Raw genomic sequence first — 13,223 nt, forward strand, 5'->3', positions numbered from 1 at the left:
TGTCGTTCTTCATGTCATATTTATTATGCTCGGTGGATTAAAGTTGACACACTCGAATCACTTCTGATGAGTTATGAGTGCAGAAGAAGAGGAAGACGGTCTCGGTCCAGTTGATCCGACGCTCGAACGGACGCCCACCGTACTGATCTTAGACACCTCCTACTCGATGACCCATGAAACGAACGGAGAGTCGAGGATAGATCAGTTGAACGAGGGACTAGAGTTCTTCAAAGACGAAATCGCTGAACACGACCACGCGAAAACACGCGTTGACATCGCGCTGGCGACGTTTGGCGGCGACGTAACCGTCGAACAAGATTTCACGACGTTTGAAGATTGGGACCCGCCGAAACTAGATGCGGGCGGTGGGACTCCGATGGGGGAGGCAATTGAGACAGCGGTGAAACTTGACGAGGAGCGTAAAGAGGAGTACCGAAATAACGGAATCAGCTATAATCGACCGATCATCTGGCTTCTCACCGACGGGGGGCCGACCGATATGGATGAAGGCGATCAGACGTGGAACCGCGTCCAAGATATGCTTGAGCAGGGAACCGACGAGAGTCACTTCCTCTTCTTCGCGATGGGCATCGGCGACGAAGCGAATATGGACGTACTCAACGAGTTGGTTTCGGTGACCGACGAAGACGCAATCGAACTGGAGGAGGGGAAGTTTATGGAAGTCTTCCGAATTGCCTCCAATAGCCTCCAGAAGCAGTCTGAACCGGGAGACGAGGAGATATCACCGCAAGTCAACGCGGATAGTAGCTGAGCGTAGATGTACGACGAGAGCTCCGAGATGGGGAGATTAGTCGGCTGTGCCGTCAAAGGGCCGAAACATGAGAAAAATGACAAGCCCTGTCAGGACGCATGGGACGGGAGTCGGCTCTCCGACGAGCGATTCGTCGTCGCCGTCGGTGACGGTCTCGGGAGCGCATCCCTCTCCCACAAGGGGTCAAAACTCGCCACGCAAGTCGCAGTGGAGCGACTCGAAGCATACGTCTCCGGAGTCGAGCGTATCGAGCGAGAGGCGAGTCGAGAAGCGTTACAGGAAGCGGTAACTGGGGCAAGAAATGCCGTCTTCCAGCGGGCAGACGATATCAATGAGCCGGCCACGGAACTCAATACAACGCTGCTTGTCGTCGCAGCTGGCCCGTCCGGGGTCGCATCAGCCGTAGTTGGGGATGGCGGCATCGTAGGTCGTATCGGCGGCGAAAATGAACTTCTCGTGCCCCGAGAAATGAAAGTCGTCGACACTGAGTATTCGAACGTAACAGTCCCACTCCTACACGACGAGTGGGAAGAAAGCTATCGATTCGGATACGAACCGGACTGTGACGAGGTCGCTATCTTCTCCGACGGCATCGACGAGTTCACTTGGGATGGGTTGGAATCGGTCAAAGACGATTTCTTCGACCAAATATTCGACCTCGTCCGGTCCTCTACGGACCTAGAAAAGACGACCGAGCAGATTTACGAGTACCTAGACAACGAACATCACCGCAAATACTCCGGAGACGACAAGACGCTAGCCGTCGGATCCCTTCCCCGTAGCTCCGAGACGGGTGCCGCCGAATCAGACCGAAATGGGGAGGCCGAAGGAGAGACAGCCGACGATATTGAAGAAGCACCGACTGAAAACAATACTGAATCTACACCCGACAACGACGCTGAAGAGGCATCGACAGACGACGAAACCGAACCCGTGTCCGCCGGCGACGACGGGCACGCATCGCGGTCCGCAGAGGACTTCGGGGGGAAAACAGTCACAACGGAATCCGGACAAGTCACTCTAGGCAAGACAGTCGTCAAAGACGAGGAGGGCTGTCTCTATCGCATCAAGGGGGGAGAGACCGACATAGATGCGGTGAAAATTCTCCCGCCGGCGCACCGAGAGCAAGTCGGTGTAAAGATTCGGTCGATGGCATCAAACACGCTAGAAACGAACGAACCGACGTTAGCGTGGCCAGAGGAGGTGATCGAAACCGGGGCTGGTGGAAACGCAGTCCTAGGATATCGAACGTCGTTTCCAGGAAACGACCGTAGGAACGCGCTAGAACACGCACGGGCCGATCGACGGGAAGACGACTCGACTGACAGCTTACTCGGCGGTATCCTAGCGGCCGTCGGCTTCGACGACGGGCGCGAGGAGAGAGAACCGTATGAATCGGCACTCGGCTTGGCGACGGCAGTCAACCATCTCCACCAGCAGGGACACGCTGTCGGAGATCTCCACCACGAACACGTCTTTATCGACGGGAATAGGGTATTTTTGACTGGCTGTGACGCGTATCACGTTGATCTGGGCGGGGAGACATACGATGGGACACTTCCGTCGCCCCGATACGCCCCGCCAGAGGACATAGATACGGATTTGACATCTGTCCAGCGTGCGGATCGATTCAGTCTCAGTATCCATATCTTTCAGTTTCTGATGGAGGGAACACATCCCTATCAGGCACGAGGGTCCGCGGCGATTGACGGCGGCTTCGAGACGTTGATTCGCGAGAATCCATTCCCCTATCGTGAATCACATTCAGAGGTGATGGAACCACCGAGCGGGGCGCCGAAATACGTTAATCTACCGTCAGAGCTCCGTCTGCAGTTCGAACGCTGCTTCGTCGAAGGCAAAACCCACCCACGGCTCCGGCCGACGGCGCGAGAGTGGGTCGAGACGCTGGAGGCGGTAATAGACGATCCTCGCTGAATCGTCGACAGCTGCCGGAGGGATGTAGAGGCTCAGTCGACCCAGTCCGTGTCCCAGAGGAGATAATACCCGCCTGCTCATTGTGGCAGACTAAAACAGTCGTCGCCCAAGAAAGATGAATACAGAAAATCTCAAGGACGAAGTCGTTCGCGGACCATCCGGTGAGGAACGAGTCGGAGAACAGATTGGTACAGGTGGGGAGGGGACTGTGTACCATCTACAGGACACGCCGTCAGAGGTGGTGAAGATATTTGAGCGGGAGAAGTGTGACGAGAAGGCCGACAAAGTACGGGCGATGATCGCCCGTCCGCCCATCGATCCAACGTACAAACACAGGAACAGACGGTCAATGATCTGGCCGACAGCCGTCATTGAGGACCCAAGAACGGGGGATTTCCTGGGTTATCAGATGCCGTACAAGGATCTCGACAAGCAAGAAAACGCCCAGCGGTATGCTCGTGAAAATTTGTTGTGGGACGACAGCGAGCCGGAGGTGCGATACAAAACCGCGCTCAACCTAGCTATTGTGGTCAATGCCATCCACCAACAGGGTCACGCGATGGGTGATATGAATCACCAGAACATCCTTATTGAGAAGGGTGGCTATGTCTCCCTTATCGACTGCGACGCCTTCCACATTAAGGGTCCAGAGCAGATCTACAGCGGCGAGGTATTTTTCTCCCGATACACGCCGCCTGAGGGTCGAGGAAACACGTTGACGGAAGTCCGTCGAAGCGACCGGTTCGGGCTTGGTATCCACATCTTTCAGTTACTGATGGAGGGGTTTCACCCCTTCCAGGCGAAAGGGTCGGGAGCCACAGGCGGATCGTTCGACGATATGATCGACGGGAACGAGTTCCCGTACGAAAATCCAGAACCCGGCGAATTGGAGCCACACAGCCGGGCACCGGATTATCAGTCGCTGCCTAAGGGAATTAGGGAACAGTTCGGCAAGTGTTTCGTTTCCGGGAAGGCACAGCCGATAACCCGTCCCACGCCGCAGACGTGGATTAGCACACTCAGGGAGGCAAGCGGGCTCGCAAATGATGAGGGTGGGACGACGGACAGTGGAAAAGAGGGCTCCAGCGAGACGGAAGAGGATACCAGAACGGGACAGTCTATTCGAGAGGGGACCACTACCCGAAACCAGCAGTCTACTGGAAAGAAAGAAAACAAGGAAGCGGAGAAATCCATCAGGGAGTTGCGCGCCGAGGGATCGCCGGCGTCAGGCAGTGCTACCAACGCAACCACAGCCACAAAAACGCCAGGCGGTGCGAGTGGGACGACACACCGTAGCCAGAGGCATGGGGGAGGTAGCATGCAAAGTGACCAGGGTCGAGCATCATCTGCTTCAGATAGTATCCAGCGGCAAAAAACGAAAGCCACGCAGATCGGGGCGACAGTAGCATCGGAGCTGAGACGGACTCTGATTTACATCGGTGGATTATTGGTCATCTTGATGGTCATTTATGCGCTCCTCGTAGCGATGTGACTCACCTGTGGGAGACACTGTCGAACCCCCTCCGTTATAATATTCGAGCCCACAAAGTAGTACGATGGATCTAGTGTATCGAACTGATGTAGCCGTCAGTCACAGGGTAGCAAACGAGGCGGGTGGACGGGCACGGGCAGAGTGATGGTTCGAAAATACGACTTAGTAGCACCACCGACGAAGATTCGTAGCGACGATTCGTCTAGTTGGATCGACGAGATAACTGACGATACATCGGAGCAAGACGAGGAAACGGAAGATGCGGACGGCTGGGTCGAAGATATAACAGGTGACGAACAGGAATCACAGCTCGATACACAGGGTTCCGAAGCCGACAAGTCGACTCGTCTGACGGTCTCTGTCAGTCATTACGAATGTGACAATTGCGGTATGGTAGCATCCCGGAGCCACCACGGACAATGTGACGCACCAATCGTCTATGTCGGCGGCGAGTGGCGGTGTGGCGAATGCGGCACGGGCGTCGCGTCCCAGGGGACCTGTTTCGACTGTGGGGCGTCTGTCGAATATGAGCCAGTGCCTGTTCCAGTAAACTTGAGCCCCACGGCGAACGTTGAGCAGATAGAACAGTTTGTCCACGAGGAGACGAACAGACAGCGTAGCGACCACTCGATCGGTACCCTAGGGTACAGTCAGCATCTGAGTGCGATCGCCCTACAGCACAGCCGAGATATGGCCGAGCGTGACTTCTTCGACCACACCTCCCCGGACGGTGACAGCGCCGATGACAGATACCGGACATTCGGACATGACGACCGGAGTAGTGGGGAGAACATCGCCTGTATTCCACTCGACCCGACGACATCGGCTAGGGAAGCGGGTCACTTAGTTGTCGATGAGTGGATGAATTCGCCGGGACACCGAAAAAATATACTTAGAGACCAGTTTACAAAGGAAGGTATCGGCATCTATTTCACCCCGGATGGGTCGATGTATGCGACACAGAATTTCTACTGAGGAGGTTCGATTAGGCACATCCGAACGCATCCAGACGGCCGTCGGTCGTTATTAATCTCCATTGTTACGCCTACCGACCTCTGTGTCCGGAACGATGACGACGTAGCTGCGATCGATCTTCGCACTTCCGTCTCCTTGCTCACCGATACTCTCGATCTCAACATCACGTCGGTCACTCGGTCCAACCGGCGGCCCTGCTGGTTCTAGCTTCTGAGAGGTCGTCAACTCCGTCTCTGACGGATCCTCGACATCCGTTGCCGTTCCGGCAATATCGTCGACGTGAGGAGCGCAACACGAGATGTCTCTCCGGCAGGGAGGGTATAAGTCTCAATCTCACAGGCGGGTAGAGAAATGTGGTACGCACCATCTCGCTGCTCAACAGTCGCAGAAAATAATATTCGAATCGTCCAAGAGAGATACATCGTAGTCTACACGACCTGAATATAGCATCTTGACATTAGTGTATTTTCCAGCTAGCAGCCGTTCACGTTGGGTGAATATGGTTCTAACACAGGTCAATTGACTATTAACCAACAGTAGTGATGGATTCGATAAATTGTTGGTTAACACATTCCGATCAAATCCGATCTTGCTGTGAGACGTTGGTGTTCATGCTCACAAGTAGCCGATATTGGTAATAATGGGGGTTCCACTTAGTGAAACTATGTTGAATGTGCTTTTCAGAGCCCACGCCACCCCATATTTTTCCATGGGAGCCATCGTTGAGTTTCATACAGTAGACGAACTCGAAGGATTAGCAAACGAGCCTGCTACTGTGAGATACCCACTATGCGCATTGGCTTAATCTCGGACATCCACGCGAACCTGCCAGCCCTTGAAGCGGTACTAGATGACATGCCGTCTGTCGATGAGATTATCTGTGCGGGCGATGTCGTCGGATACAATCCTTGGCCACGGGAGTGTCTCGAGCGTATCCGAACCGTCAGTTCACTCGTCGTACAGGGCAACCACGACCGCAACGTCGAGACACCACATCGTTATGAGCACAACGAGATGGCGCACGCTGGGCTCGAACTCACCCGAGAAGAGTTAAGCGAAGGGCAGCGAGAGTGGCTTGCTGACCTCCCAAAACGGACAGAGTTCGCGGAGGGAGCGTACCAGTTAGTACACAGTCATCCAGATCCGAACAAGCTCGGGTCGTATGTGCGTCCGGCACAGTTCCCAAAGATGCGACCCTACCTAGATGACTACGCAGGGATCGTACTCGGCCACACCCATATTCAGCATAAAGCCACGATTGATGGTCGCCTCATCGTCAATCCAGGAAGCGTCGGCCAGCCACGAGACCGTGACAAGCGTGCGGCATATGCGGTTCTCGATACTGTTTCTGTTGAAGTCGACCTCCGACGAGTGGAATACGATATCAACCGCGTGATTAGCCGTGTCGAAGAATGTGGACTACCCACAGAAACCGGGACACGTCTCCTTAACGGATCGTAGGAGTGTCAAGAGAGCTGTGGGAGCGGGTCACCAGTAGTTTCAGGGTATCATACGACGGTTTCCATACCTGCTACCACAAACGCGAATCGGTCAATTTTACGCGTTAAAGCGGAAGCGTGACGTACACGAGGCAAGGAAGTATGTGCCGAAAACTAATTTCTCTGAGGAAGTGCACACCTAAATCAGTTGCTGAATTTCCGTTTGAGTTTTGTAAATATACCTATACTTTCTTCAAACTCATTTAGCTTATAAATGACCATACCTCCCCATTGAGTACGCAGACCTATTGTCCTGATCTCTGATCCGAGTTCTTCCTCCCATCTGTCCCAATCCGGCATCCCCAATATGTCACTGTCTAAATCTAATCCAACTTCGGCAAGTAGTTCATTCATTTCCTCATAGATCTCTAGGGATTCGGCTGCTATTTCTCGATTGTTTCTTATCATTTTCCTTATTATATTATTATTAGTAATATCAACTGTAACTGTTTCGTCTTCGGACTCTTCAACCATCACATCACCAATTTCCTTGAGACCGTCCTCAATTTCGAGGTATCGCGCTAGTAGCTGTTCAAACTCCTCGGTAAGTTCGGTTTCGTTGTCAATATCTTCTCTGCTAATCATGTCTTTGAAATCTTTCTGTGCCTGTTCTGGATCAATCCGATAGTCCACGTCATTCTTCTCCGTTTCGTCCATTTCTACGTAACAGATACTCAGGAGTCCTTATCAAATTAGTCTCTTTCAGCCTGTGAAACTGAGCATATAATATTGAACACTCTTGCGTAGCACATTTTCTCCGAAGAAGTATCGGATACGTAGAAGAAGACAACTAGCTATATCGAAAGAGGGCGGTACAGAATCATTGACACATCTCAACAGATGTCTTTCTTACATTAGCACCTCGTTCGTAGTTGGCAATGGCGAGGGTGTCATAGAACAGTTCTCATACCAGAGAGCAGGGTGAACGGTGAGGTGGTATGAGCCCAGCGACCCTACAAGAGAATCCTACGGTAGAGACGTTCTTCGATGTCGTGGAAACTGAGACACTAGCGCTTTTTGAGCATCTCTCCTTCGATTTTCTAAGACCCTGATCATCCGCGAGCGCCCCTCCGGCGACTCCGAGTCCGGCGACTGTTCTCATGCCACCGTGGTAAAAGTGAGTCCCAATTCTGACTCTAGACGGGCAATCAGGAACGCCTCAACCTCATCGAAGGACGCTTTGGAGAGCTCCGCGACGCCAGCGCTGGCGTGGCCGCCGCCGTCGCCACCGAACTCCTCGGCCAGTGTCGGTAAGATATCACCGCCAAGGCTGCGGCGCTCAACAAATGCCTCTGAGGCCCGTGCGGTCACCCGGAGTCCGTCAGCCTGCTCCGAGCAGACGACTACAAGATCGATTCCGGCATCACGGAGAGCGTGTGCGGCGGCTGTCTCGTAGCCACCAACGTGAGTCACGGCGACAAAGAGATCACCAGCCCGGTAGCCAGTCGCTCGCAGGGTTCCGAGTGCTCGAGCAGACTGTTCGCCCGACGCCCGCGACCGATCGAGCAACTGCGGTAGATCAGCGCTCCGATCGTCTATGGCTCCGACGAGATCGACCGCCACCGTGACGCTTCGAGGGGGCGCCCCCATCAGGAATCCAGTATCGTCGAGGAGTCCGACGAGCAACGGGAGTGCGGCTTCCGGTGACAACTCCCAGTCAGCGGTATCGGCGAGTTGGACGATAAGTTCGGCTGTCGCCCCAGCGTCTGTATCAACGAGTGACGCCGCAGCTCTCGATGCTAAGTTATCTGGCTCATGGTGATCGACGAGGATCGGTGACGAGGGATCGACCGGCGCGATCCGCTCAGCCGATGGCGCGTCAAGTACTACAATGGCGTCGTGCGCCACCTTTGTTGGTCGGGTAACGGGATCGATATCAAACGTCTCGAGCAGCGACTGTGCGGGACGTGCAACGCCGTCAGGGGTACAGATAGTTCCTTGTCCGAGTAGCTCTCGCAATCCGATAGCACTCCCAAGGGAATCACGGTCGGCGTGCCGATGAGTGACTAGTACTGGCGATTTAGTAGCGCGGAGAGCTTCAACGACATTCATACGCGAAGATGGGATTCAAGATAGTTCAAGAGAGGGGCCTCAATACTGCAGACTGATTCGAGGTCGGGTCAGTTATCGGCTTCTAATACACGTTCAGCGGCGGTTCGATCAGAGAATCGTTCGCCGCAGGCCAGATAGTCGACCAGCCTGTCAGTCTTTAGGGGCTGATAGTCCAGCAACTCGACGGAGAAATTGACACGGAGGGTGTCGTGGTCGACGAGGGGGAATTGATCTGGCCAGTTATTGTGATGGTGACCGTAGAGCAGCCATCCCTTGGGATTTGAGGGTCCGTCCGCTGGGTCATGGACAGCATGGAACGGAACTCCACGGTGCTTGAATTGGAACTCGTCGACGAATCGAACTCCTCTAAGACGGTACCGTCGTGATTTCCGAGGAGGAAAACGATCTCACCATTGAGTTCATCAAGCCAGTCCAGTAGAGCCGCAGCTGAGGATCGAATAGTCAAATCGCCACCGTACAGCACTTCGTCACCTGGGTCAATGCTGTCATTCCAGTGCTCGACCAGCGTCTCGTTCATTTCTTCGACCGAGCCAAACGGTCGATCGCAGTAGTCGATGATATTTTCGTGATTGAGGTGAAGATCTGAAATGAGATAGTCTATTGTGAGAACCCAAATTACCAGAATTGAGGCGAGAATGCCCTTTCCTTCTTACAGACCCACGGGAGCGAGTAGGGAGGTGATGAATCTCCGCACGCCAATACAAACCACTAAGTCAACATATCGACAATCAATAGACAGCGATGGAGTACAGTCACCGCTACTCTGTATATCCGACACGACAGGTAGCGGCTGAACTGGACCGTCATATCGATATTCATCGCCAAGCGTACAACTACACCCTGTACGAGTACGAAAACGTGGACGCCGACGACATCGTCTCTGCGTACAAGCACCACTCCCGACTCCCCGACTGGAAAGACGAGTTCCCTGTTTTCTCGGACGTCCACTCAAAGGCTCTGCAACGAACCGTCACTCGGTTCTATCAGAATCTCACTGGACTCTTCGAGCAGAAGCAAAACGGACGCAAGGTCGGGAAGCTCAACTGGAAGTCTCCGAGAGAGTTCCAGAGTATGACGTATTCGCAGTCTGGCTTCGAGCTCAAAAACACGAGTGGCCGACGCGCGACGCTCTGGCTCTCCAAAATCGGAGATATCAAAATCCGCTACCACCGTGAGATCCCTGACGAAGCAGCTATCAAGGAAGTCACAGTGAAAAAGGAGACGACCGGCGACTGGTTCGTCTCTTTCGGGCTGGAAACCGACGAGGCTGACCTGCCTGAGAAACCCGACGTGGACTCGCTCGACACAGACAATAGCGTCGGCGTTGACCTCGGCATCCTCAACTACATCTACACATCGGATGGGGCGACTGTGGACTGGATCAATCTTGAAGACGAATACGAGCGTCTGTGCCGTGAACAACGCAAACTGTCACGGAAAGAGCACGGGTCAAACAACTACGAGAAGCAACGCCGGGAAGCGGCGAAGGTCAAGCGCCGCATTCGGCGGAAAGTGCTGGACTACCAGCACAAACTCACGACGTGGCTCGTCCGTGAGTACGACGCAGTGTTCGTGGAAGACTTAGACGTGAAGGGGATATTAGAGCAGTCGCACAACGCTCGCAACAAGCAGGCTGCGGCGTGGCGACAGTTCATCACCTTGCTTGAATACAAGGGTGAGCTGTACGGGACACACATGGTGCAAGTCGAAGCAGCGGGAACGACGAAAGAGTGTGCGAAGTGTAGTGTGGAGACAGCGAAACCCATCTGGGTCAGGGAACACTCGTGTCCGAGTTGTGGGTTCGAGTGTGACCGTGACGTGAACGCGGCGATGAACGTCTTGCAGAGAGGCTTTGCTGAGCTAGGGCTGGGATGGCCCGAAGACACGCCTGTGGAGACTGCGCTCCCTACGGACACCACTTCGGTGTCTGCAAAGCGCGTCGTCGAAACAGGAAGCCCAACCCTCAACGAGGCCGCACCAGCGGCTGAGTAGGGTGGGGTAGTTCACTGGTATCCTCGAGACCACCGAGTGTCTTGGAATTCGGACCGAAGTCGCTCAAGCGCCGCTTGAATATTCGCTCGAGTTACCACGAGTTGTTGGGCACTTCCCGCATCGAAATCACGGACGGCAAATTCGAGGGCCTTGCGACAGATCGCCATGATATCTGCACCGGAAAGATCCGACAAGCAGAGTGAACCGAACCACTCTGTAGTAACGCCCCCAGCAGTCGGGAGATCGTCAATATGGACGGCGAATATCTCCACCTGCTCTTCAAGGGACGGCGAGGGAATCTCGATAAACGTATCAAACCGTCCTGAACGAAGTACCGCATTATCAAGTTCGTCGACGCGATTCGTGGCAGCCATCACGATGACATCAGCAAGCGGCTCTAACCCATCAAGTTCAGAGAGTAGTGTGTTGACCAGATCATCTTTCCAGACTGGCGTATCAGTCTTCCTGCTCGGCGCCAGCGAGTCGAATTCGTCAAAGAAGATCACACTAGGTGCGTGTTCACGAGCAGTCTGGAATAACTCACGCAGTTGATCTTCAGACGCGCCAACGAGCGGTTGTTCTAGTTCAGGGCCTTTCACAGAGAGGAAATGATACGATAAATCGTTCGCGACAGCCTTTGCAAGCATAGTTTTGCCGTTACCCGGTGGTCCATGTAACAAGATGCCTTGCCCGACTGAGTAGCCGGCTTCCCGAAAGGTGTCGCTATACTCTACTGGTTTGGTGACCGCCTCTCGAAGTCGTTGTTTTTCGCTTGTGAGGCCACCAATATCGTCAAAAGCCACTGACGGGATCTCGGGTTCAAACTGATCAGTGTCATCCTCGCCAAAGAATCCCATCCCTGTGTCTTCTTCGAGTTTCTCAGCTTGAACAATACTAATTGAATTTTGAATATGAGATGGTGTAATTGTCGGCTTCACTTCGTCGCTTGTACGTCGCCGCCGCTGAACAGTCCGTTTTATTACCGTTCGAAGTTCCTGAAGCGTGAGGTCTGATATGTCGAGTTCAGAGAGTGCTTCTTCATCTAGCTGTGTCGATTCAATCACTCCCGCCCGTTCGGCCCGTTCAAGCTCTGTGTTGAGTGTCCCACGGCGAAACTCCTCTCCAGGTTTGGGCACTTCAATGACGACTTCGAATAACGAATCGTGGGTTGTGAGATCGATATCTTGGTCCTGTGCCGTACAAACTACGATCACACGTTCCTGATTTTGTTGGATAGACTCGATCTGTGTCCGAAGCAATTCGTACTCTGCTTCACCGAATCCATGCTCATCAAGGCAGGTCAATAGAACGCAACTTGGCTCACGAGATCGTGCAGCGTCTAGCGTTGTCTGAATATTGTTCGCTTCACCCATAAAATCGCCATGGAAAGAATCCACATGAAAGAAGGTATACTCCCCGCCAAGTTCACCAGTTATCCCCTTTGCTAGCGTCATTGTCTGACAATCAGCGTGATCTCCAAAGAGAAGAACTGACGTTGTTACATACCGATCGTAGCCCGCCGGCTCAATGACAGTCTTGTGGAGTTGGTGTTTTTCGTCTGTATAGCCACAAAAGGAGTCAAATGAATCAAACGGAGCAGATTGAGCAGTGACGCTGTCTTCATAATCACTCTCTACAGAACTGTTGTCTTCCATGTCAATAGAGTCAGAATCCATTACAATTTCTCAAATTCTCGTGCGTAGGTAAGTTATGTGCTTCGGGGTGGCATACTTGAGCGGTACGATACGAACACGTGGATAGGAAAATATTTGCTGGTAAGTGGCTCGGTGAGTGTTTAGATCGATGAGACGGACACGGATCCGGTGGGTTTCCGACGGACAACCTCCAACGAGCTAGGGCCTTCGATTAGGACGCCTTCACCTCCTGGTGAGTGGTGATTCATTCGAATGATGTTTCCACAAACGACGTTGCCGTTTCGGACGGGGCTAACGCGTTTTGTGTGGCCGACAATCTGTGGTGGGGCCGACGACTCGAGGTGTGTGAAGTCCATCCAGCAGAGGCCGGCATCAGGACCCCGACCGCCGTTGTCGCCAAGTGCGAACACACGGTCGTACCGTCGCTCGAGCCGCTTCTGTACCGCATTGTCGTCACCGTCAACGTCCAACAATTCACTTGCGGCAGTCTGGACGACATCGTTTAGATCTTCCACATCGAATGGATCGTTCTGTCCGGCGTGGCTGTAGGTATACTGGTACCCCTCAAAGGCGGCTGTGACGGCTCCTTCGCTGGCTCGTTCAATGAACTCACGCCGATCTGTCGCGTCAAGACTGGTGGAATACGCACCTGGCCATCGGACAGATGATGGGAGCAAGATCGCTAACTCGTGGTTCCCCAGATGATAGCGTACTCGCCCAGGTGGGGCCTCGCTTTGAAGTCGCCAGATCATCTCGAGACACGCTTCGTTTGCCGGCCCGCGATCGATTACGTCACCGTTGATAACAAGAATGTATACTCAACGTCGAAA

General features: G+C 53.6%; 12 protein-coding genes and 1 pseudogene. 7 read left to right on the forward strand and 6 right to left on the reverse strand.

Going from position 1 to position 13,223, the window contains the following annotated elements; genetic code table 11:
- The first annotated feature begins 73 nt into the window (after positions 1-73).
- The 4 genes from Z052_RS01210 to Z052_RS01225 all read left to right on the forward strand — a co-directional run bounded on the left by Z052_RS01210 (position 74) and on the right by Z052_RS01225 (position 5,174).
- The gene (locus tag Z052_RS01210; protein WP_099288595.1) at positions 74-772 is read left to right on the forward strand and encodes a VWA domain-containing protein; all 699 of its coding nucleotides are present in this window, start codon (positions 74-76) and stop codon (positions 770-772) included.
- A gap of 6 nt (positions 773-778) precedes the next feature.
- Positions 779-2,707 carry a protein phosphatase 2C domain-containing protein gene (locus Z052_RS01215; protein WP_099288597.1) on the forward strand — a complete coding sequence of 643 codons (1,929 nt, stop codon included), beginning with the start codon at positions 779-781 and terminating at the stop codon, positions 2,705-2,707.
- 115 nt (positions 2,708-2,822) lie between these two features.
- A complete protein-coding gene (locus tag Z052_RS01220) occupies positions 2,823-4,199 on the forward strand; it encodes a hypothetical protein (RefSeq protein ID WP_144049955.1) in 1,377 nt (458 codons plus the stop codon).
- A gap of 144 nt (positions 4,200-4,343) precedes the next feature.
- Complete coding sequence (locus tag Z052_RS01225) at positions 4,344-5,174, forward strand: CAP domain-containing protein (protein ID WP_099288601.1); 831 nt, start codon at positions 4,344-4,346, stop codon at positions 5,172-5,174.
- A 51-nt stretch (positions 5,175-5,225) separates the two neighbouring features.
- Here the strand turns inward: Z052_RS01225 and Z052_RS21335 are convergent, their stop codons facing one another.
- A complete protein-coding gene (locus tag Z052_RS21335) occupies positions 5,226-5,399 on the reverse strand; it encodes a TRAM domain-containing protein (RefSeq protein ID WP_199058212.1) in 174 nt (57 codons plus the stop codon).
- A 564-nt stretch (positions 5,400-5,963) separates the two neighbouring features.
- On the opposite strand from Z052_RS21335, the gene Z052_RS01230 reads away from it, so the two are divergent.
- Positions 5,964-6,635, forward strand: a complete 672-nt coding sequence (locus Z052_RS01230; protein WP_099288603.1) for a metallophosphoesterase — start codon at positions 5,964-5,966, stop codon at positions 6,633-6,635.
- 182 nt (positions 6,636-6,817) lie between these two features.
- Here Z052_RS01230 and Z052_RS01235 read toward each other — a convergent pair whose 3' ends face one another.
- Complete coding sequence (locus tag Z052_RS01235) at positions 6,818-7,330, reverse strand: hypothetical protein (RefSeq protein WP_099288605.1); 513 nt, start codon at positions 7,328-7,330, stop codon at positions 6,818-6,820.
- A 281-nt stretch (positions 7,331-7,611) separates the two neighbouring features.
- Between Z052_RS01235 and Z052_RS01240 the strand changes: the two are divergent.
- A pseudogene (locus Z052_RS01240) lies at positions 7,612-7,716 on the forward strand (IS5/IS1182 family transposase); the annotation flags it as partial.
- Between the two features lie 55 nt (positions 7,717-7,771).
- Here Z052_RS01240 and Z052_RS01245 read toward each other — a convergent pair.
- Together Z052_RS01245 and Z052_RS19590 are read right to left on the reverse strand one after the other, a co-directional pair.
- A complete protein-coding gene (locus Z052_RS01245; protein WP_099288607.1) occupies positions 7,772-8,725 on the reverse strand; it encodes a bifunctional oligoribonuclease/PAP phosphatase NrnA in 954 nt (317 codons plus the stop codon).
- 157 nt (positions 8,726-8,882) lie between these two features.
- The gene (locus Z052_RS19590) at positions 8,883-9,383 is read right to left on the reverse strand and encodes a metallophosphoesterase (protein ID WP_144049956.1); all 501 of its coding nucleotides are present in this window, start codon (positions 9,381-9,383) and stop codon (positions 8,883-8,885) included.
- A 104-nt stretch (positions 9,384-9,487) separates the two neighbouring features.
- Between Z052_RS19590 and Z052_RS01250 the strand changes: the two genes are divergently transcribed.
- The gene (locus Z052_RS01250; protein WP_099288609.1) at positions 9,488-10,738 is read left to right on the forward strand and encodes an RNA-guided endonuclease TnpB family protein; all 1,251 of its coding nucleotides are present in this window, start codon (positions 9,488-9,490) and stop codon (positions 10,736-10,738) included.
- Positions 10,739-10,749: 11 nt separating this feature from the next.
- Here Z052_RS01250 and Z052_RS01255 read toward each other — a convergent pair whose 3' ends face one another.
- A complete protein-coding gene (locus Z052_RS01255; protein WP_199058214.1) occupies positions 10,750-12,393 on the reverse strand; it encodes an ATP-binding protein in 1,644 nt (547 codons plus the stop codon).
- A gap of 140 nt (positions 12,394-12,533) precedes the next feature.
- Positions 12,534-13,205, reverse strand: coding sequence for a metallophosphoesterase (locus tag Z052_RS19595; protein ID WP_321166866.1), 672 nt, complete (start codon positions 13,203-13,205; stop codon positions 12,534-12,536).
- Positions 13,206-13,223: the final 18 nt, after the last annotated feature.

This window comes from Halorubrum sp. C191, assembly GCF_002727095.1.
GTDB lineage: Archaea > Halobacteriota > Halobacteria > Halobacteriales > Haloferacaceae > Halorubrum > Halorubrum ezzemoulense.

Bases quoted from the DNA above. Each gene is read 5' to 3' on its own strand.
- Z052_RS01210 (WP_099288595.1), top strand. From the start codon at position 74: ATGAGTGCAGAAGAAGAGGAAGACGGTCTCGGTCCAGTTGATCCGACG.
- Z052_RS01215 (WP_099288597.1), top strand. From the start codon at position 779: ATGTACGACGAGAGCTCCGAGATGGGGAGATTAGTCGGCTGTGCCGTC.
- Z052_RS01220 (WP_144049955.1), top strand. From the start codon at position 2,823: ATGAATACAGAAAATCTCAAGGACGAAGTCGTTCGCGGACCATCCGGT.
- Z052_RS01225 (WP_099288601.1), top strand. From the start codon at position 4,344: ATGGTTCGAAAATACGACTTAGTAGCACCACCGACGAAGATTCGTAGC.
- Z052_RS01230 (WP_099288603.1), top strand. From the start codon at position 5,964: ATGCGCATTGGCTTAATCTCGGACATCCACGCGAACCTGCCAGCCCTT.
- Z052_RS01235 (WP_099288605.1), bottom strand. From the start codon at position 7,330: ATGGACGAAACGGAGAAGAATGACGTGGACTATCGGATTGATCCAGAA.
- Z052_RS01245 (WP_099288607.1), bottom strand. From the start codon at position 8,725: ATGAATGTCGTTGAAGCTCTCCGCGCTACTAAATCGCCAGTACTAGTC.
- Z052_RS01250 (WP_099288609.1), top strand. From the start codon at position 9,488: ATGGAGTACAGTCACCGCTACTCTGTATATCCGACACGACAGGTAGCG.
- Z052_RS01255 (WP_199058214.1), bottom strand. From the start codon at position 12,393: ATGGAAGACAACAGTTCTGTAGAGAGTGATTATGAAGACAGCGTCACT.